The following is a 21,685-nucleotide window of genomic DNA, read 5'->3' as shown; positions in this document are numbered from 1 at the left end:
GAACACGCCTGGAACCCTGTGTGAAAAAGATAGTTCTTCCAAGGAGTAGACACTTCTTGATCAAAACTCCTATTTTCACTTTGTGTTCCTACAGGTTTTGTATCTTAGACAGGAGTAGAGATGAGTATTCGAGTAATTATTGCTGGTTTTAAGGGAAAGATGGGCCAAGCTGCTTGTCAGATGGTCTTGGCTGATCCAGACTTGGACTTGGTAGCAGTTTTGGATCCCTTTGAGTCTGAATCAGAATGGCAGGGTATTCCTGTTTTCAAGGATAAGGCTGATTTAGCAGGCTTTGAAGCGGATGTCTGGGTAGATTTTACTACTCCAACTGTTGCCTACGAAAATACACGCTTTGCTCTTGAAAATGGATTTGCTCCAGTAGTTGGAACGACAGGCTTTACTAGTGAAGAAATTGCAGAGCTAAAAGAATTTTCTCGCGCCCAAGATTTGGGTGGTTTGATTGCCCCTAACTTTGCCCTGGGTGCTGTCTTGCTCATGCAATTTGCAAAGCAGGCTGCCAAATATTTCCCACATGTGGAGATTATCGAGCTCCATCATGACAAGAAAAAGGATGCTCCGAGTGGCACAGCTATTAAAACAGCTGAGTTGATGGCAGAAGTTCGAGAGTCTATTCAGCAAGGTGCAGCAGATGAGGAAGAATTGATTACTGGTGCCCGTGGTGCTGACTTTGATGGCATGCGCATCCACTCAGTTCGTTTGCCAGGCTTAGTAGCCCATCAGGAAGTCATCTTTGGCAATCAAGGAGAAGGATTGACCCTCCGTCATGACTCCTATGATCGCAGCTCCTTCATGACAGGGGTCAATTTGGGAATTAAAGAAGTTGTCAAGCGTCATGAGCTTGTCTATGGATTAGAACACTTATTATGAGATTAACGCAAATGCCTTCTGAATTTCAGAAGGCTTTACCAGTATTAGAAAAAATTAAAGAAGCAGGTTTTGAGGCCTATTTTGTTGGGGGCTCTGTTCGAGACGCCCTCCTCAATCGTCCTATCCATGATGTGGATATTGCGACGTCTTCTTATCCAGAAGAAACCAAGCAGATTTTTCCGCGAACAGCCGATATCGGAATCGAGCACGGAACTGTCTTGGTCTTAGATGGGGACGAGGAGTATGAGGTGACTACTTTTCGGACAGAAGATGTCTATGTGGACTATCGTAGACCTAGTGCGGTTTCTTTTGTTCGCTCGCTAGAAGAAGACCTCAAGCGCCGTGATTTTACAGTCAATGCCTTTGCCTTGGACGAGACAGGGGAAATCATTGACTTGTTCCATGGGCTAGAAGATTTGGAAAAGCAAGTCTTACGAGCAGTTGGAGTGGCAAGTGAGCGTTTTAACGAAGATGCTTTGCGGATTATGCGTGGTTTCCGTTTTCAGGCCAGTCTTGGCTTTGAACTTGAGACAGAAACGTTTAAAGCAATGAAGACCTTGACGCCACTTTTGGAGAAAATTTCTGTGGAGCGTACCTTCGTTGAGTTTGATAAACTCTTGCTGGCTCCGTTTTGGAGAAGGGGTTTGGCTTCCATGATTGAGAGTCAAGCTTATGATTATCTCCCTGATATGGAATCTAGCCAGGACAAGCTCAATAGACTGTTTGATTTGGAGACTGATTTTATCTTTGAATCCTCTGAACAAGCTTGGTCGGCTCTACTGTCGGCTTTGGAGATTGAAAATGCGCAGCCATTTTTGAAAGCTTGGAAGACCTCACGTCAGTTTGCCAAGCAGGTTCAGGATTTGCTGACTATTTTGGCTCTGCGTGAAAAGGGAGAATTGAGCAAGCGCGATTGTTACCGCTTTGACTTGGATTTACTTTTACAGGCTGAAAATCTTCGTCAGGCCCAAGGAAAAGAAGTCAACCCACAAGCCATCACAGAAACCTACCAGAACTTGACCATTCATGACAAGAAAGAAATCCAAATCAACGGTGGTATTTTGATCAAGGAATATGGTTATCAGCCGGGCCCAGACTTGGGAGAGATTTTAACAGAGATTGAATATGCCATTGTCGATGGAGAATTGGAAAATGACCGTCAAGCCATCCATGATTATCTGAGGGAGAAAAAATGAGTGATTTTATCGTTGAAAAACTAAGTAAATCCGTTGGTGACAAGACCGTTTTTAAGGATATTTCCTTTATCATCCATGACCTAGACAGAATCGGTCTGATTGGTGTCAATGGGACTGGTAAGACCACTCTTTTAGATGTTCTTTCTGGTGTTTCTGGCTTTGATGGGGATGTTAGTCCCTTTTCGGCTAAGAATGACTACCAGATTGGTTACTTGACCCAGGATCCTGATTTTGATGATAGCAAGACGGTCTTGGATACGGTTCTATCTAGCGACCTCAAGGAAATCCAGCTCATTCGTGAGTACGAATTGATCATGCTCAACTATAGTGAGGACAAGCAGGCGCGTTTGGAACGTGTCATGGCAGAAATGGACTCTCTCCAAGCTTGGGAAATCGAGAGTCAGGTCAAGACCGTTCTCAGCAAGTTGGGTATTCAGGACTTATCTACTCCTGTTGGGGAATTGTCAGGTGGTCTAAGAAGACGGGTCCAGTTGGCGCAAGTTCTTCTTGGTAACCACGACCTATTGCTTCTGGATGAGCCAACTAACCACTTAGATATAGCGACTATTGAGTGGCTGACCCTCTTTTTGAAAAATTCTAAGAAGACCGTCCTTTTTATCACCCACGATCGTTACTTCCTAGATGCTTTGTCAACACGGATTTTCGAGTTGGACCGAGCAGGATTGACTGAGTATCAAGGGAATTATCAGGACTATGTTCGCCTAAAGGCGGAACAGGATGAGCGCGACGCGGCTCTACTTCATAAAAAAGAACAACTTTATAAGCAGGAATTGGTCTGGATGCGCAGACAACCGCAGGCGCGTGCGACCAAGCAGCAGGCTCGTATCAATCGTTTCCACGACCTGAAAAAGGAAGTTTCAGGCGGCGTTGCTGAGACAGACTTGACCATGAACTTTGAAACCAGTCGTATTGGGAAGAAAGTCATCGAGTTTCAGGATGTTTCCTTTGCCTATGAAAACAAGCCTATTTTGCAAGATTTTAATCTCTTGGTGCAGGCTAAAGATCGTATTGGAATTGTTGGGGACAACGGTGTTGGAAAATCAACTCTCCTTAACTTGATTGCAGGAAGTCTTGAGCCGACAGCAGGACAAGTTGTGATAGGAGAAACTGTTCGCATTGCCTATTTCTCTCAGCAAATTGAGGGCTTGGATGAAAGTAAGCGAGTTATCAATTACTTGCAGGAAGTGGCAGAAGAGGTCAAGACCAGCGGTGGTTCTACGACTTCGATTGCAGAGTTGCTGGAGCAGTTCCTTTTCCCACGTTCGACGCATGGAACCTTGATTGAGAAATTGTCTGGGGGAGAGAAAAAACGTCTTTATCTCCTCAAACTGCTCTTGGAAAAACCAAATGTTCTTCTCTTGGACGAGCCGACCAATGACTTGGATATTGCAACCTTGACAGTTTTGGAGAATTTCTTGCAAGGCTTTGCTGGTCCAGTTTTGACTGTTAGTCACGACCGCTATTTCTTGGATAAGGTGGCGACCAAGATTCTCGCTTTTGAGGATGGTAAGATTCGTCCTTTCTTTGGTCATTACACTGATTACCTTGATGAAAAAGTCTTTGAAACAGAGATGGCCAATCAAGTGCAAAAAGCCGAAAAGGAAAAAGTCGTCAAGGTTCGAGAAGTTAAGAAACGCATGACCTACCAAGAAAAGCAGGAGTGGGCAAGCATTGAAGGCGATATTGAATCCTTGGAAAACTGTATCGCTGCTATTGAAGAGGAGATGCAGGCCAACGGCTCTGACTTTGGCAAACTGGCTACTCTTCAGAAAGAGCTAGATGAGAAAAACGAAGCACTCCTTGAAAAATACGAACGCTATGAGTATCTAAGTGACTTTGATAGCTAGAAGAATAGAAAAATCCCGTCTCATGGACAGGATTTCTCTATTCTTTTTTGGTTTCCTGGTGGAAGATATTTTGCCAAGTTTCGTGGCGACGCCAGATACTGGTGTGGATGATACCATCTAACTCATAGCTGATGAGTTTGGTCTTTTGACTGATGGAAGTGATTTGGATGTCCTTGATAGCTGAATTCAAGTCTTTTTCGGCTTTATAGGCCTCTTTATCCATCTGTTTTCCATTTTGGCGAATATAAACAAAATCGTCAGCCAAGAGTTCTTCCAGTTGATTTCCTTGGTCAATCAACTGTTCACGCATAAGCAATTTTTTATAGACATTGTCTAAAACTTCATCTTCAGGGATAGGTGCTGGCTCGATATGGACATCGGTATCAAAGACTCCAAAACGTTCCTCCAGCATAGACTCGACCTGATCCGCAATTTCATGGCTTTCAAAAACAGACAAGTCAGGATTCATTTCTAGTGTAATATCAAGGTAAATGTTGCTACCGTAGGTGCGCCCTCTTTGGGACTTGACCTTGCTGATTTTGGGAATTTCCATAATGGCTTTTTGGTAATCTTCCAGTAGACGGTCATCAAATCCATCTGAAAGACTAAAGGAAGACTCGATGAAGATATCATAGGCAGTCTTCAAGATAAAGAAAGTGATGATGATAGCAACCAGTTTATCCACAATAGGATAATTGAAACTGCTCGCTAGGATGGCAATGGTAGTACCAAGTGAGGTGACAGCATCAGAAAGATTGTCCTTGGCGGCAGCCTTCAGTGCCTTGGAGTTGGATTTCTTACTGAGACGAGTATTGTAGAGATAGACCACAAACATGATTGCTGCAGACATAATTCCTAGAGTTGAACCAAGAGGATCAATAACCGTTTCTTCACGACTGAGAATCTTTTGAATGGTATCCCTTAGAACATCAAAGCCAACATAGAACATGATGATGGAAGTGATTAAGCTAGCCAAATCCTCAATCTTCCAGTGGCCAAAACGGTGGTCTCGGTCAGCAGGTTGGCGTGCCATTCGAATCCCAATCAAGAGGGCCACATTTCCAATGATATCCGATACGTTGTTAAAACCATCTGCTACCAAACTGGATGAATGGAGGAGGTGCCCAGTTGCTAATTTGGCTGCAGACAAGATCAAATAGGTTGAAATGCTGATAATGGCCCCACGCTCAGCTAACTTGAGATTTGAGATAGATTGCTTCATTCAACTTCCTTTCTAGTCACATAGCATTCTACCATTATACTGGTTTTCAAGAGAAAATTCAAACAAGGCAGTTTTTACTCTTTGAAAACTTTTCAAAATTTGGTATAATAGAACTACTCAAGGGAGTAGCTGGCAGAAACCTGTGATAGTGTCGTCATTCCGAATTTTATACTGAAAAGTATGCTTTCCGGCACTATCTTAAACAGCGAGACTTGTTATGATTAACAGGTCTCTTTTTGTTTGTCGTGAAAAGATACGATGAGGGAAAAGAGAGTCTGTTTTACACACAATGTCAAGGAGGAGACACATGTCAAAAGAACAAAAACGCCAAGCGTTTTACACTCAGAGTCCTGAAGAGGTCTTGAAGGCTGTAGATGCGACCGAGCAAGGTTTGTCATCGAGTGAGGCGGAAAAGCGCCTTGCCGAATTTGGCCACAATGAACTCGAAGAAGGCGAGAAACGATCAATACTGGTCAAGTTCATCGAGCAATTTAAGGATTTGATGATTATCATCCTAGTTGCGGCAGCAATCTTGTCAGTCGTGACTTCTGGTGGGGAAGATATCGCAGATGCCATTATCATCTTAGCCGTGGTAATCATCAACGCTGCCTTTGGTGTTTACCAAGAAGGAAAAGCAGAAGAAGCCATCGAAGCCCTCAAATCTATGTCAAGTCCAGCTGCCCGCGTTCTTCGCGATGGTCATATGGCGGAGATTGACTCTAAAGAATTGGTACCAGGTGATATTGTTGCCCTTGAAGCAGGTGATGTTGTACCAGCGGATCTTCGTTTATTAGAAGCTAACTCGCTTAAAATCGAAGAAGCTGCCCTGACAGGTGAGTCTGTGCCAGTCGAAAAAGATTTGACAGTTGAACTTGCTGCAGATGCTGGTATTGGTGACCGTGTCAATATGGCCTTCCAAAACTCAAATGTGACTTATGGTCGTGGTCTTGGTGTTGTTGTCAATACAGGGATGTACACGGAAGTTGGTCATATCGCTGGCATGCTCCAAGATGCGGATGAGACGGATACACCACTCAAACAAAACTTGAACAACCTTTCTAAGGTCTTGACCTATGCTATCTTGGTCATTGCCCTTGTTACTTTTGTAGTTGGTGTTTTCATTCAAGGCAAAAATCCACTTGGTGAGTTGATGACCTCTGTTGCCCTTGCCGTTGCAGCTATCCCAGAAGGGCTTCCTGCTATCGTAACTATCGTTCTTGCCCTTGGTACTCAAGTTTTGGCTAAACGAAACTCTATCGTTCGTAAGTTGCCAGCTGTAGAAACTCTTGGTTCAACAGAAATCATCGCTTCTGACAAGACTGGTACGCTTACTATGAACAAGATGACCGTCGAAAAAGTCTTCTACGATGCGGTTCTACATGACTCAGCTGATGACATTGAACTAGGTCTTGAAATGCCCCTGCTTCGTTCAGTTGTCTTGGCAAATGATACTAAAATTGATGTAGAAGGAAATCTGATTGGTGACCCTACTGAAACAGCCTTCATCCAGTATGTCTTGGACAAGGGCTACGATGTCAAAGGTTTCTTAGAGAAATATCCTCGTGTGGCTGAGTTGCCATTTGATTCTGAACGTAAGCTCATGTCAACAGTTCATCCACTTGCAGATGGACGCTTCCTCGTAGCTGTTAAAGGTGCGCCAGACCAACTCTTGAAACGTTGTGTTCTTCGTGATAAGGCTGGGGATATTGCTCCGATTGATGAGAAGGTTACAAACCTCATTCACACAAACAACTCTGAAATGGCCCACCAAGCCTTGCGTGTCCTAGCAGGTGCCTATAAGATTATCGATAGCATTCCAGAAAATCTCACTTCTGAAGAGCTTGAAAATGATTTAATCTTTACTGGTTTGATTGGGATGATTGACCCTGAACGTCCTGAAGCTGCTGAGGCTGTTCGTGTGGCTAAGGAAGCGGGAATTCGTCCAATCATGATTACGGGTGACCATCAAGACACTGCAGAAGCTATTGCCAAACGTTTGGGAATCATTGATGCAAATGATACAGAAGGTCACGTTTTAACTGGTGCTGAACTCAATGAACTGTCAGATGAAGACTTTGAAAAAGTCGTTGGTCAATACTCTGTTTATGCCCGTGTGTCTCCAGAACACAAGGTTCGTATCGTCAAGGCTTGGCAAAAACAAGGTAAAGTCGTTGCCATGACAGGTGACGGTGTCAATGATGCGCCGGCTTTGAAAACAGCAGACATCGGTATCGGTATGGGAATCACTGGTACAGAGGTTTCTAAGGGGGCTTCTGACATGATTCTTGCAGATGATAACTTTGCGACTATCATTGTTGCAGTTGAAGAAGGACGTAAGGTCTTCTCAAACATTCAAAAGACTATTCAGTACCTACTTTCTGCCAATACTGCTGAAGTATTGACCATCTTCCTATCAACCTTGTTTGGTTGGGATGTCTTGCAACCAGTTCATCTTTTGTGGATCAACTTGGTAACGGATACCTTCCCAGCAATTGCACTAGGTGTTGAACCTGCTGAGCCTGGTGTCATGAACCATAAACCACGTGGACGCAAGGCAAGCTTCTTCTCAGGTGGTGTTTTGAGTTCTATCATCTATCAAGGTGTACTCCAAGCAGCTATTGTTATGAGTGTTTATGCCCTTGCGATTGCTTATCCAGTACATGTGGGGGACAATCATGCCATTCATGCTGATGCCCTTACTATGGCCTTTGCAACCCTTGGTTTGATTCAGCTCTTCCATGCCTACAATGTGAAATCTGTTTACCAATCCATCTTGACAGTTGGCCCATTCAAGTCTAAGACCTTCAACTGGTCTATCTTGGTATCCTTCATCCTTCTTATGGCAACAATTGTCGTAGAACCGCTTGAAGGAATCTTCCACGTAACCAAACTAGACTTGTCTCAATGGGGAATCGTCATGGGCGGAAGTTTCTCAATGATTATTATTGTCGAAATTGTTAAGTTTGTTCAACGTAAACTCGGCTTTGACAAGAATGCGATTTAAAAAAAGTCATCTTCGGATGACTTTTTACTATAGTTGAGGGAAAGGGCTTGCAGTTATCGGCTTTTATGCTATAATTGCTATAATATAGTAAAAAGTAAGAGGAGTGTGAGGAAGTGGAAAAGAAAATTGTGAAGGATATCTTATTTTTATCTCAGGTGTCTCAACATGCAAGTCAGGAAGACCTGTATCTTGCCAGAGATTTACAGGATACGCTTTTAGCAAATCGTGAGACCTGTGTCGGTCTGGCTGCCAATATGATTGGGGTGCAGAAGCGCGTGATTATCTTTAATCTTGGCTTGGTTCCTGTGGTCATGTTTAACCCAGTGCTCCTGTCCTCTGAAGGACCTTATGAGACAGAGGAAGGTTGTTTGTCCTTGGCTGGGGTTCGACCGACGACCCGTTATGAAACCATAAGGGTTGCCTATCGTGACAGCAAGTGGCAGGAACAGACCATTACTTTGACAGGCTTCCCAGCTCAAATTTGCCAGCATGAACTGGATCACTTGGAAGGACGAATCATTTAGGAGAAAAGCAAATGAAACGAATAGTCTTTGAACTTATTTTTATCGCAACAACCTGGTATATCTTTTTACCGCCTCTTAACCTGACCAGCTGGGAATTTCTCTTTTTCTTCTGTGGGCATTTGCTGCTTGTAGCTATCTTATTTGGCTTTGGCAAGGGGATCAATCTGGTCAAAACAGTTCATGTGCGCCACGGTAAGGCGGAAGCTGCCTTAAATCTTGAGGGTTTTAAAATCAATCGGTTAGGGAAAATCCTTTTAGCTTCTATTGGAGGAATCCTTCTCTTGGCAGCTTTGGTTTCCTTGGTGACTTCTAGCATTTTTCAGGCTAAAAATTATGCCAATGTAGTTACGGTTACGGAAAAAGACTTTACTGAATTTCCTAAGAGTGATACCAGTAAGGTTCCTATTTTAGATAGAAGTACTGCTGAAAAAATTGGGGACCGCTACTTGGGTTCCCTAACGGATAAGGTGTCGCAGTACGTAGCGGCAGATACCTATACCCAATTAACAATTGATGGTAAGCCTTATCGAGTTACGCCACTAGAATATGCAGACCCTATCAAATGGTTTAATAATCAAGCCAAGGGAATCGGTGAGTATATCAAGGTGGATATGGTAACTGGAAATGCCAACTTGGTGGACTTGAAGACACCAATCAAGTATTCGGACTCGGAGTATTTTAACCGTGACGTCAAACGTCACCTACGCTTGAAGTACCCAACTAAAATCTTCAAGACTCCATCTTTTGAGGTGGACGATGAGGGCAATCCTTTCTATGTAGCAACGGTTTACCAAAAGCAATTTGGGCTTGCGGTTCCTCGTCCTGTTTCAGTCATTATCCTCGATGCTACAAATGGAGAAACCAAGGAATACAGCTTGGCAGATGTTCCAGAATGGGTGGACAGGGTCTATCCAGCTGAGGAAACCATTGAGCAAATTAACTACAACGGCAAGTACAAGGACGGTTTCTGGAATGCTATGATTTCCAAGAAAAATGTGACCCAGACTACCAAGGGCTATAATTACTTGTCTATCGGTAATGACATCTACCTCTACACAGGTGTGACATCGGCCAATGCAGATGAAAGTAATCTTGGTTTTATCCTTGAAAATATGCGAACAGGAGAAATCACTAAGTACAGCTTGGCTTCTGCGACCGAAGAATCAGCCCGTGAATCAGCCGAAGGTGCTGTTCAGGAGAAATCCTACAAGGCAACCTTCCCAATCCTCATCAACCTCAATGACAAGCCTCTCTACATCATGGGCTTGAAGGACAATGCTGGCTTGGTCAAAGAGTACGCCCTGGTAGACGCAGTCGAGTACCAAAACGTTATCGTAGCTACGACAGTGGAAGAGCTACTCAGCAAGTACGCCAATAAAAACGACCTTGAAATTGACAATGCAACAACAGAAAGCATTAAGGGAGTAGTAGCAGACCTTAAATCAGCTGTTATCAAGGGAGATACCGTCTACTTCTTTAAAGTTGATGGCAAGATATACAAGGTCAAGGCCTCAGTATCAGATGACCTTCCTTACCTTGAAAATGGTAAAACCTTCGAAGGTCAAGTAGGAAAAGATAACTATCTCAAGACCTTTAAAGTTCAGTAAAGACAGCTTTATTTAAGAAGTATATGTTATAATAAGGTAAATTAAGATTAATGGAGGACAAACAAATGGGTTTTTATGTGATGCTTGCTTCAATGCTACTCGGACTGCTCGCTTTGAAGATAGGTTTTTCTCAGTTCAAGGAGAAAAAAGATAAATTCTTATCTATCTTAACAAGTTTAGCTGGCATAGCCCTTGTTCTCGTGGCTGTCTGGTTAGGATGGCCCAAATAAATAGAGAAACCTCGGTCAAACCGAGGTTTTTCAGATGAATTTCTTGGTTGTGGCTAAAAAATATGCTACACTATTAATATGAAAATTTTAATCCCAACAGCAAAAGAAATGAACGCAGATTTGCCAAGTATTGAAGCCTCTCCTTTAAGACCAGAAAGTCAGGTGGTACTTGATGCCTTGGCCCTCTATTCTGCTAGTCAATTGGAGAGTTTTTACAAGGTATCAGCCGAGAAGGCGACGGAAGAATTTCAAAACATCCAAGCTTTGAAAAGGCAAACTGCTCAACACTACCCAGCCTTGAAACTTTTTGATGGGCTTATGTACCGTCATATCAAGCGAGACAAACTGACCGAGGCAGAACAAGCCTATCTTGAAAATCATGTCTTCATTACCTCGGCTTTGTACGGTGTTGTTCCAGCCTTGTCGCCTATGTCCCCTCACCGTTTGGATTTTTTGATGAAGTTGAAAGTTGCTGGTAAGACTTTGAAGAGCCATTGGAAGGCGGCCTATGATGAAGCTGTGAAGCAGGAAGAAGTGATTTTTTCTCTCTTGTCATCCGAGTTTGAGACCGTATTTTCTAAGGAAATCAGAGAAAAAATGGTGACCTTCAAATTCATGGAGGATAGAGGCGGCCAGCTGAAAATTCACTCAACCATTTCCAAGAAAGCGCGTGGTGCTTTCCTGACAGCCCTGATAGAAAATCAAGTTCAGAAGGTGGAAGAAGCTCGTCGCTTAAGCTTTGCAGGATTTAGCTTCCGAGAAGACCTGTCCCAGCTACAGGAATTGGTTTTTGTTAAGGAAGTATAGAAATCAGATAAGAGAAAAAGTCAGCAGGATTATGCTGACTTTTTTCTAGCTTATAAAGTATTGGACAAATGAATCTCATTTGATAAGGTGTTGAGGTGATTAACTAAATCCATAATTGACAGATGATTTTGACAAATAAACTTCTTGGTAATTCCTGGAATATAGAAATTAGACACGATGATATCATAACCTGTCTGATTTAAAATCTCAGGACTTGTTTTCAATTCATCCCAAGTATCGAAGGTGAAGCGGTTATTACAGTAATAGGAAAGCATATCAACAAAGGTAAGGGATATAGCATGGTCAAAGTTACTGATAATCAAAACCTTGATAGGTGGTCGATTTTCTAACAACTGAGTAGAGAGGTTTTCAGCATGGGTTAAGATAGTGTACATCAAGTGTTCCAACTGTTCAGGATGGTCATGCTGTCCAATTGCTTGACGGTATTGAGCCAGTTCTTGACGCGCACTCCCCATAAAGTCTGGGAAGTAAACTTCGAATTTTTTAATAGTCAATGCTTTTTGTTCAAATAAGATTGGGGTAGAAAAGATTTCCTGTCTTTCAAAGAAAGCAGTGTTATGTAAATGCCAAATAAGTTCATCGTGGTTGGCAAAAGTAATCTTATATTGTTTTGACAGGCATTCTAATATTTGACTAAGTAATTGGTAAGAGTATCTTGCTTCACTGTTCTCTTCTAAAGAGTTGAAGAATTCTTGAGGATCTAAGAAAATGTTACTTTGAATAAAGGAAATAAAAATTTGTGCGATTATATCAGGTGTCATTTCGAAGCCAAACTGTTTAGAGAAATAAGCAAGTGTCTCCTCAAAATTTGGGAAATTCATCAAAATAGGATAATAGTCTTGGAAAAAATGATTGGGTAGGTCGATGAAATGACCATTCCTGACACGATGGATGCTAATTGCCACCATTAACTTGTACATTCTATAAATAGAGAATCGCATTGGATAATTTGTAATTTTATAGAAGTAGTCGGCGAACTCTGTTAAGACTTCTTCAGAAATATCTGGGAAGGGCCAATCTAAAAAATAGCATCGCTCAGAAAAGTATTGGGCATAAAAATAGCGAATATCAATTTCATTTCCTTTGATAGAGGCTGGTGTAAAAGCTAGTTCAATTTGAAATTGCTTTGATAGGATTTGTGTAATTCGATTTCCTAGTCTATATAGATTAGCATTACTTGTGTGAAGGTTTTCAACTGTTCGATAAATAGGTAATCCTTCATTGTAAAACATATATTCTAGTAATTGGAAGGATTGTGAATGAGTAAGGAAATGATGATAAACATCTTCTACACTGGATTTAAAATCGAGATCAATCATAATACCGTTGACAGAGGATTGGATATCGATATCCGGAAAGGATGAGCGCAACTCATTTAGATCATTTTTTAAGATGCGTTCGGTACAGTCTAAGGTATGGGCTAATTCATGTAGACGAATCCATTTCCGTTTGTGAATGAGTATTTCCATTAGTCGTAATTGCCGTTGTTCTTTTGTAGATAATAGGGATCTCATACGTTTTTATACCTCCTAAGGATATTATATCACATTAAATAGGGAAAAATGCAAATATTGATATGTATAGTAAGTGGATTTATCTGTGTCCGATTTGTCTAAAAACTATTATTTTTTTGTATTCTTCGTACCAAAATTTGAGATTCACTTTATTGTTTGAACCGTTCATATAAAATAGAACAAATTAAGTGAATCTAGAGGGAAAAAACAGGATACAGTGATTGTGGTAACTATATTGAAATATCTAAAAATTAGATGTAAATTATATACTATAAAATGATAAAGAGGTAAGAAATATGAAACAAGCACAAAGAAAATCATTTGACTGGTATAAAATGCAACAACGTTTCTCTATTCGTAAGTATCATTTTGGTGCGGCGAGTGTTTTATTGGGAACAACTTTGATTTTAGGGATAGCTACTAATGTCCATTCTGTACAAGCAGAAGAAAAAAATTCAGCAGTAGTAAGTAAAGTTTTTATTGATAAGGGAGAAGAAGCTACTAAACCAGCCGAAGTATCTACACTTAAAAAAGAAACAAATTACGTAGCTCCAACTGTTGCTAATCCAGTAGAAGTAACTCCAACTAAATTTGATGATGCTAAAGCACCAGCAGAAAAAGTTGAAGAAGCAAAAGATAAAAAAGTAGAAGCAAGTCATCAAGATTCAGTTGACAAGTCAAAATTGTTAACGGCTCTTTCACTTGCTAAAAAATTAGAAAGCAAGTTATATACAGAAGCAAGTGCTGCTAACTTGCAGGCAAGTATGCAAGCTGGTCAAAGCTTGCTTGGAAAAGCAGATGCAACTGAAGCTGAATTATCTCAAGCAGAGTCATCTGTTCAATCAGCTATTATTGGGCTGGAACTTCGTTCTAACTCTGATAAAGGGACTGTATCAGAAACTCCTGTAGTGAAGAAAGCGGATGAAGTTGAAGCAAAAGAAGATGCAACAACGGCTGATCGTTCAGCTCTTGATAGTAGCGTTTTAGCAACTAATGTACCTGCGAAAGTAGAAGCGACTTCTGCTACAGAAACAACTAATGAAATCTTTAAACCTGAACATAGCCTTTCAGATGATCGTCAAAATTCAGCGATTCGTAAGGAAGATTTGGAAACTGGTTATAGTGGTTTCCGTAGTGCAAGAAGAAGACGCGAGGCAGGAAGTAATCCTGATGAAACACCAACTCAACCAGCACCAACTCAACCAGCATCAGGTGAATATGCGGGGACCGAAATAAAAGCATACTATGATAATAATCACAATGGTGTATTTGATGAAGGTGACGAATTAATATCAAGTACTGTAATTCCTCCCGCTCCAAAAGGAGAGAATGGTAATGATGGTAAAGATGCTGCAAGAGGAGCTGAATTATTAAGTGGAATTATTGCTCCAACGCCAGAAGATGGTAAAGATGGTGATACATACATTGATGCCACAACAGGAGATGTGTATAAAAAAAGAGATGGAGCTTGGGGAAAAATCGGTAACCTTAGAGGTCCGCAAGGAGAACAAGGTCAAAAAGGTGAAAATGGTAAGGATGGTAGAGCTCCGAAAATTAAAGTAGAAGATATAGCAAAATCTGCAGGAACAACAAGCGTATCAAGTCGTTCAGGAATTCGAATCACGGTTTATGATGATAAAAACAATAATGATGAATTTGATGAAGGCGATACGGTACTCAATACAAAAGAGGTATATAATGGGACAGATGGAAGAAACGGAGTAGACGGCCAAACACCAAAAGTTAAAGCAGAACGTGATGAAGCCAAGAAACAAACGACTCTAACCTTCTACATTGACAAAGATGGCGATGGTAACTATACCGAAGGAACAGATACTCTCGTTCAAACCTCTATTGTGAAAGATGGACAAGATGGAGCTGCAGGTCGTGATGGTAAAGAAGTTCTAAATGGGAAAGTAGATCCACAGGCTACAGATGGCAAAGATGGAGATAGCTTCGTTAATACTGCAACAGGCGATGTCTTCGTTAAGAAGAACAATGCATGGGAACCAGCAGGGAACATCAAAGGTCCTAAAGGTGACAAGGGTGAGAACGGAAAAGATGGCTTCACACCAGAAGTAACAGTGATAGACAATCATGATGGTAGCCATACGATTACCATTACCCAACCAGAAGGTCGCCCAGCCCTTACAACTATCGTTAAAAACGGTGAAAATGGCCAAACACCAAAAGTTAAAGCAGAACGTGATGAAGCTAAGAAACAAATCACTCTAACTTTCTACATTGACAAAGATGGCGATGGTAACTATACCGAAGGAACAGATACTCTCGTTCAAACCTCTATTGTGAAAGATGGACAAGATGGAGCTGCAGGTCAAGCAGGTCGTGATGGTAAAGAAGTTCTAAATGGGAAAGTAGATCCACAGGCTACAGATGGCAAAGATGGAGATAGCTTCGTTAATACTGCAACAGGCGATGTCTTCGTTAAGAAGAACAATGCATGGGAACCAGCAGGGAACATCAAAGGTCCTAAAGGTGACAAGGGTAAGAACGGAAAAGATGGCTTCACACCAGAAGTAACAGTGACAGACAATCATGATGGTAGTCATACGATTACAGTTACACAGCCAGAAGGACGTCCAGCTCTTACAACAGTTGTTAAAAATGGAGAAAATGGCCAAACACCAAAAGTTAAAGCAGAACGTGATGAGGCCAAGAAACAAACCACTCTAACCTTCTACATTGACAAAGATGGCGATGGTAACTATACCGAAGGAACAGATACACTCGTTCAAACCTCTATTGTGAAAGATGGACAAGATGGAGCTGCAGGTCAAGCAGGTCGTGATGGTAAAGAAGTTCTAAATGGAAAAGTAGATCCACAGGCTACAGATGGCAAAGATGGAGATAGCTTCGTTAATACTGCAACAGGCGATGTCTTCGTTAAGAAGAACAATGCATGGGAACCAGCAGGGAACATCAAAGGTCCTAAAGGTGACAAGGGTGAGAACGGAAAAGATGGCTTCACACCAGAAGTAACAGTGACAGACAATCATGATGGTAGCCATACGATTACCATTACCCAACCAGAAGGCCGTCCAGCCCTTACAACAGTTGTTAAAAATGGAGAAAATGGCCAAACACCAAAAGTTAAAGCAGAACGTGATGAAGCCAAGAAACAAACCACTCTAACCTTCTACATTGACAAAGATGGCGATGGTAACTATACCGAAGGAACAGATACACTCGTTCAAACCTCTATTGTGAAAGATGGACAAGACGGAGCAACAGGCCAAGCAGGACGTGATGGTAAAGAAGTTCTAAATGGAAAAGTAGATCCACAGGTTACAGATGGCAAAGATGGCGATAGCTTCGTTAATACTGCAACAGGTGATGTCTTCGTTAAGAAGAACAATGAATGGGAACCAGCAGGGAACATCAAAGGTCCTAAAGGTGACAAGGGTGAGAACGGAAAAGATGGCTTCACACCAGAAGTAACAGTGACAGACAATCATGATGGTAGTCATACGATTACAGTTACGCAGCCAGAAGGCCGTCCAGCTCTTACAACTATCGTTAAAAATGGAGAAAATGGCCAAACACCAAAAGTTAAAGCAGAACGTGATGAAGCCAAGAAACAAACCACTCTAACCTTCTATATTGACAAAGATGGCGATGGTAACTATACCGAAGGAACAGATACACTCGTTCAAACCTCTATTGTGAAAGATGGACAAGATGGAGCTGCAGGTCAAGCAGGTCGTGATGGTAAAGAAGTTCTAAATGGAAAAGTAGATCCACAGGTTACAGATGGCAAAGATGGCGATAGCTTCGTTAATACTGCAACAGGTGATGTCTTCGTTAAGAAGAACAATGCATGGGAAGCAGCAGGGAACATCAAAGGTCCTAAAGGTGACAAGGGTGAGAACGGAAAAGATGGCTTCACACCAGAAGTAACAGTGACAGACAATCATGATGGTAGTCATACGATTACAGTTACGCAGCCAGAAGGCCGTCCAGCTCTTACAACTATCGTTAAAAATGGAGAAAATGGCCAAACACCAAAAGTTAAAGCAGAACGTGATGAAGCCAAGAAACAAACCACTCTAACCTTCTATATTGACAAAGATGGCGATGGTAACTATACCGAAGGAACAGATACACTCGTTCAAACCTCTATTGTGAAAGATGGACAAGATGGAGCTGCAGGTCAAGCAGGTCGTGATGGTAAAGAAGTTCTAAATGGAAAAGTAGATCCACAGGCTACAGATGGCAAAGATGGCGATAGCTTCGTTAATACTGCAACAGGTGATGTCTTCGTTAAGAAGAACAATGCATGGGAACCAGCAGGGAACATCAAAGGTCCTAAAGGTGACAAGGGTGAGAACGGAAAAGATGGCTTCACACCAGAAGTAACAGTGACAGACAATCATGATGGTAGCCATACGATTACCATTACCCAACCAGAAGGCCGTCCAGCCCTTATAACAGTTGTTAAAAATGGAGAAAATGGCCAAACACCAAAAGTTAAAGCAGAACGTGATGAAGCCAAGAAACAAACCACTCTAACCTTCTACATTGACAAAGATGGCGATGGTAACTATACCGAAGGAACAGATACACTCGTTCAAACCTCTATTGTGAAAGATGGACAAGACGGAGCAACAGGCCAAGCAGGACGTGATGGTAAAGAAGTTCTAAATGGGAAAGTAGATCCACAGGCTACAGATGGCAAAGATGGCGATAGCTTCGTTAATACTGCAACAGGCGATGTCTTCGTTAAGAAGAACAATGCATGGGAACCAGCAGGCAATATCAAAGGTCCTAAAGGTGACAAGGGTGAGAACGGAAAAGATGGCTTCACACCAGAAGTAACAGTGATAGACAATCATGATGGTAGCCATACGATTACCATTACCCAACCAGAAGGTCGCCCAGCCCTTATAACTATCGTTAAAAACGGTGAAAATGGCCAAACACCGAAAGTTAAAGCAGAACGTGATGAAGCCAAGAAACAAACCACTCTAACCTTCTACATTGACAAAGATGGCGATGGTAACTATACAGAAGGAACAGATACACTCGTACAAACATCCATCGTCAAAGACGGACAAGATGGTAAATCATTAATTACTGTAAAAGAAGGTAAAGAAACAAAAGTTTACCAAGAAGATCCAACTCATCCAGGTCAACCATTGAACCCAGAAAACCCTCTTGCAGTCATTAAAGATGGTGTAGATGGAAAATCACCAACGGTAACAGCTATCCGTAAAGATGAGGAAGGGCATAAAGGAGTAGAGATTACTGTCGATAATCACGATGGTTCACAACCAACAAAAGTATTTGTTCAAGATGGAGAAAAAGGTGAAGCAGGAGTAGCAGGTCATGATGGACAAACTCCTACAGTAATAACTCAGCGTGGTGCAGATGGTCACAGTACTCTTGTAACCATTACAACACCAGGAAAAGAACCAGTAACATTCACAGTTAGGGATGGGTTAGATGGACATGATGGACGTGCACCAAAAATCGATTTGAAACCATTTAATCACGGAGTAGATTCATTTAGAAGAGCTAGAGTGTCTAGAAGTAGTGGAAATAATCCTGAAGAGGGAACTGCTAATGAAATTAACCAACCAATTTCCAACGAACATCCTTCAACAGGGACACACGTTACAGCTTATTATGATAATAATGGCAATGATGTCTACGATCCAGGTGTTGATGAGTTACTAAGTGAACGTGATGTCTTAGATGGAAATGATGGTGTAGACGGCAATCGTGGTAGAGATGGACGTAATGGTAGTGAACTTCTAAGTGGAAATGTTGCTCCAACTCCAAATGATGGTAAAAATGGTGATACTTATATTGATAGCAATACGGGTGATGTATATAAGAAAAACAATGGAACTTGGAATAAGACAGGTAATATAAGAGGGCCACAAGGTGCCAAAGGAGACAGTCCAGAAGTTACAGCTAAACCAGGTGCAGATGGAAATAGTACTGATATTACAATTACAACACCAGGAAAAGATCCGATTACTGTTAATGTTAAAAACGGTAAAGATGGTAAATCATTAGTTGCTAAAAAAGAAGGTAATGAAACTAAGATTTTTGTAGAAGATCCGGCAAATCCAGGTCAACCATTAGATGCTACAAAACCACTTGCTACAGTCTTAGATGGACTAAAAGGTGATAAAGGTGAAAATGGTGCAGATGGGAAAACACCAGTTGTTACTGTAACAGATAATGGAGACGGTACACACTCTATCACAGTTCGAAATGGAGATGGCTCTGAATCAACTACTAAAGTTAAAGATGGTAAAGATGGGAAAACAGCTACTATCACCACAACTGAAAATCCAGATGGAAGCCACACAATTACTGTAACAAATCCAGACGGAACGACCAAAGAAACTGTTGTTAAGAATGGTAAAGACGGTAAGACTCCAAAAGTTGAAGTGACGGATAACAACGATGGAACTCATACTGTTAAAGTTACAGATGGAGACGGCAATGTTACCAACGCTATCATCAAAGATGGTAAAGATGGTAAAGCTGCAACAGCAACAACTACTGAAAACCCAGATGGAAGCCACACAGTAACCATCACTAACCCAGACGGAACTAAGAATGAGTTTGTTGTGAAAAATGGTCGTGATGGAGTAGACGGACGTACTCCAACAGCCTCTGTTCGTGATAATGGAGACGGAAGTCATACAATCGTTATTACAAATCCAGAAGGTGTGACAACTGAAACTACAGTTCGTGATGGTAAATCACCAAAAGTTACCATTACTGATGAACAAAATGGAACTCACAAGATTTCAGTTTTAAATGGAGATGGAACAACTACTGAAACAATCATTAAAGATGGTAAATCACCAGTAGCGACCGTTAGAAATAACAAAGATGGTACTTACACAATTCGTGTAGAAAACGGTAATGGTACTGTTTCTGAAACCACAGTTCGTGACGGTAAATCACCAACTGCTAAGGTTGTGGATAACGGAGATGGAACTCACACTATCACAGTTGTGAACTCAGACGGTACAACTACAACAACTACAGTTCGTGATGGTAAAGAACCAAAACTTGAAGTGATTGATAACAACAACGGTTCACACACTATTAAAGTGACAGGAGCTGATGGTAAAGAAACTACAACTACAATCTTTGATGGTAAATCACCAAAAGCGAACATCGTTGATAACGGAGACGGAACTCACACATTAACAATCATAGATTCTGATGGTCGTCAATACAAATCTATTATCAAAGATGGTAAAGACGGTAAAGATGGCGTTTCACCAACTGTAACTGTTAAAAATAATAACGACGGAACTCACGTTGTTACAATTACTAACCCAGATGGAAGCAAGACAGAAATGGTGATTAAAGACGGAAAAGATGGTAAATCACCAAAAGTTTCTGTTGAAGATAATGGTGATGGTAGTCATACAATCACAATCATCAATTCTGACGGAACTGTGACAAAAACAGTTATTAAAGATGGTAAAGATGGACGTGATGGACGTGATGGTCGCGACGGCAAAGATGGTAAATGTGGATGCCAAGACAAACCAGTAACACCATCAAATGACAAACCAGTTCCTCCAACACCTAATGTACCAGAAAGACCAACGTTTGCAATGCCAGAACCACCAGTTTACGAATTGCCAGAATTTAACGGTGGTGTGCCAGGAATGCCTGAAGTACAAGAGGTACCAGAATTAGATATTCCAACAGTACCAGCACAACCAACACCAGAAGTACCGGTTAAACCTGTGCCAGCGCAACCAAAACCAAATGTACCGACACCAGAAGTGCCAGTACAACCAACTCCAGTTGTTCCAACACCAGAAGTACCGGTTAAACCAGTACCAGCGGTTCCAGAACAACCAGTAGTACCAACACCGGCTCAACCAGCAACTCCAGTAAATGCTAACCCAGTAGTACCAACTACAGTTAAAGAAAACCATGGGGACAAACTACCTGAAACTGGAAGCCAATCTGATTATATCTCTGTTCTTTTAGGTAGCGGTATTCTATTGAGCCTATATGTAGGACGAAGAAAAGAAGATTAATCAGCCAAAAGCAGTCACTAATTTCTCGAAAGAAGATGATAAGTGATAGATCTCGGATGAAAGAATATTCTTAGAATGATTTTCCTATGATGGAAAAGACTGCTAAAAACCTTGAGTGGTAAGGCTCAAGGTTTTTTTGGATGACTGATGTTTGTCTGAAAATCTTGATTGAGTCTAAAAATGCCACCCTATTAGGTGGCGATAATTGATTTAGACTTGAAAATTTTCTATTTTTTACTGAACTGCTGCAACCAAGTCTTCCGCTTGTTTCTCAAGTGAGTTTAGGACTGTTTCTTCGAGAACCAATTTTCCGTCTGCCCAAGCAGAGTCATTGACACGTGCAGCAGTGAAATCACCAACGACTTGTGTACGGATAAATGGCAAGAGGTCTTTGTAAATAGCGAAGAGTTGATCGTGACCGGCATTGGCTACAGATGATACGGTGACAAACTTGTCTTGAAGAGCAGAAGCACCACGTGTATCAGACAGGTCAAGGGCACGAGATAGCCAGTCAAGCAAGTTTTTCACTGTTCCAGGGATAGAGAAGTTGTAGACTGGAGAGGTGACGGAGTGTAGAAATTCTCATTAAAATTTAGTTGAAGCGCCGTATGCTGATAGAGAGATAGACTAGCAAATATCTCCCGCCTTGCTTGATGTTAGTAATTTGATGAACATATGAATATAAGTTCAAGTCGTGAAAAAAACTTTCATATATTAAATGAAACTGTTTGCATTTGTGGAAATAATAGAATATAA

Annotated in this window: 11 protein-coding genes and 1 pseudogene; 9 read left to right on the top strand and 3 right to left on the bottom strand. The window is 41.5% G+C overall.

Going from position 1 to position 21,685, the window contains the following annotated elements:
* Positions 1-120 precede the first annotated feature (120 nt).
* Genes dapB through ACWPV5_RS06105 form a run of 3 tightly spaced genes read left to right on the top strand, consistent with a single transcriptional unit; the run spans position 121 to position 3,952 of the window.
* On the top strand, positions 121-888 hold the full coding sequence (dapB, locus tag ACWPV5_RS06115; RefSeq protein WP_261024045.1) for a 4-hydroxy-tetrahydrodipicolinate reductase: 768 nt from the start codon (positions 121-123) through the stop codon (positions 886-888).
* Entirely contained in the window at positions 885-2,084 is a 1,200-nt protein-coding gene (locus tag ACWPV5_RS06110; protein WP_081094059.1) for a CCA tRNA nucleotidyltransferase, read from the top strand. Before dapB ends, ACWPV5_RS06110 begins: the two co-directional genes overlap by 4 nt.
* Entirely contained in the window at positions 2,081-3,952 is a 1,872-nt protein-coding gene (locus tag ACWPV5_RS06105) for an ABC-F family ATP-binding cassette domain-containing protein (protein WP_033680546.1), read from the top strand. Before ACWPV5_RS06110 ends, ACWPV5_RS06105 begins: the two co-directional genes overlap by 4 nt.
* A gap of 37 nt (positions 3,953-3,989) precedes the next feature.
* On the opposite strand, the gene mntE is transcribed toward ACWPV5_RS06105, so the two are convergent.
* Positions 3,990-5,174 (bottom strand): CDF family manganese efflux transporter MntE, encoded by a 1,185-nt coding sequence (gene mntE / locus ACWPV5_RS06100; protein ID WP_060805851.1) that lies wholly within the window; start codon positions 5,172-5,174, stop codon positions 3,990-3,992.
* Positions 5,175-5,481: 307 nt separating this feature from the next.
* Here mntE and ACWPV5_RS06095 point away from each other — a divergent pair, with 307 nt between their 5' ends.
* From ACWPV5_RS06095 to yaaA, 5 genes are all read left to right on the top strand, one after another.
* Entirely contained in the window at positions 5,482-8,178 is a 2,697-nt protein-coding gene (locus ACWPV5_RS06095) for a cation-translocating P-type ATPase (protein WP_454382853.1), read from the top strand.
* Positions 8,179-8,291: 113 nt separating this feature from the next.
* The gene (locus tag ACWPV5_RS06090; protein WP_261070651.1) at positions 8,292-8,702 is read left to right on the top strand and encodes a peptide deformylase; all 411 of its coding nucleotides are present in this window, start codon (positions 8,292-8,294) and stop codon (positions 8,700-8,702) included.
* 11 nt (positions 8,703-8,713) lie between these two features.
* A complete protein-coding gene (locus ACWPV5_RS06085; RefSeq protein ID WP_454382851.1) occupies positions 8,714-10,309 on the top strand; it encodes a hypothetical protein in 1,596 nt (531 codons plus the stop codon).
* A gap of 65 nt (positions 10,310-10,374) precedes the next feature.
* Complete coding sequence (locus tag ACWPV5_RS06080; RefSeq protein ID WP_031227831.1) at positions 10,375-10,539, top strand: YczI family protein; 165 nt, start codon at positions 10,375-10,377, stop codon at positions 10,537-10,539.
* 78 nt (positions 10,540-10,617) lie between these two features.
* Positions 10,618-11,346 (top strand): peroxide stress protein YaaA, encoded by a 729-nt coding sequence (gene yaaA, locus ACWPV5_RS06075; protein ID WP_023943715.1) that lies wholly within the window; start codon positions 10,618-10,620, stop codon positions 11,344-11,346.
* A gap of 50 nt (positions 11,347-11,396) precedes the next feature.
* Here yaaA and pclR read toward each other — a convergent pair whose 3' ends face one another.
* The gene (gene pclR / locus ACWPV5_RS06070; RefSeq protein WP_454382849.1) at positions 11,397-12,881 is read right to left on the bottom strand and encodes a virulence transcriptional activator PclR; all 1,485 of its coding nucleotides are present in this window, start codon (positions 12,879-12,881) and stop codon (positions 11,397-11,399) included.
* A 296-nt stretch (positions 12,882-13,177) separates the two neighbouring features.
* On the opposite strand from pclR, the gene ACWPV5_RS06065 reads away from it, so the two are divergent.
* Positions 13,178-20,929, top strand: a complete 7,752-nt coding sequence (locus ACWPV5_RS06065) for a collagen-flanked surface repeat-containing protein (protein WP_454382847.1) — start codon at positions 13,178-13,180, stop codon at positions 20,927-20,929.
* A 234-nt stretch (positions 20,930-21,163) separates the two neighbouring features.
* Here ACWPV5_RS06065 and ACWPV5_RS06060 read toward each other — a convergent pair.
* Positions 21,164-21,496, bottom strand: a pseudogene (locus ACWPV5_RS06060) (NAD(P)H-dependent oxidoreductase); the annotation flags it as partial.
* Positions 21,497-21,685 lie beyond the last annotated feature (189 nt).

The sequence above is a fragment of the Streptococcus sp. Marseille-Q7156 genome (genome assembly GCF_965119495.1).
Note: the sequence above shows the minus strand (reverse complement) of the source record. Positions and strands in the feature narration are given on the sequence as shown.

Bases quoted from the DNA above. Each gene is read 5' to 3' on its own strand.
- dapB (WP_261024045.1), top strand. From the start codon at position 121: ATGAGTATTCGAGTAATTATTGCTGGTTTTAAGGGAAAGATGGGCCAA.
- ACWPV5_RS06110 (WP_081094059.1), top strand. From the start codon at position 885: ATGAGATTAACGCAAATGCCTTCTGAATTTCAGAAGGCTTTACCAGTA.
- ACWPV5_RS06105 (WP_033680546.1), top strand. From the start codon at position 2,081: ATGAGTGATTTTATCGTTGAAAAACTAAGTAAATCCGTTGGTGACAAG.
- mntE (WP_060805851.1), bottom strand. From the start codon at position 5,174: ATGAAGCAATCTATCTCAAATCTCAAGTTAGCTGAGCGTGGGGCCATT.
- ACWPV5_RS06095 (WP_454382853.1), top strand. From the start codon at position 5,482: ATGTCAAAAGAACAAAAACGCCAAGCGTTTTACACTCAGAGTCCTGAA.
- ACWPV5_RS06085 (WP_454382851.1), top strand. From the start codon at position 8,714: ATGAAACGAATAGTCTTTGAACTTATTTTTATCGCAACAACCTGGTAT.
- ACWPV5_RS06080 (WP_031227831.1), top strand. From the start codon at position 10,375: ATGGGTTTTTATGTGATGCTTGCTTCAATGCTACTCGGACTGCTCGCT.
- yaaA (WP_023943715.1), top strand. From the start codon at position 10,618: ATGAAAATTTTAATCCCAACAGCAAAAGAAATGAACGCAGATTTGCCA.
- pclR (WP_454382849.1), bottom strand. From the start codon at position 12,881: ATGAGATCCCTATTATCTACAAAAGAACAACGGCAATTACGACTAATG.
- ACWPV5_RS06065 (WP_454382847.1), top strand. From the start codon at position 13,178: ATGAAACAAGCACAAAGAAAATCATTTGACTGGTATAAAATGCAACAA.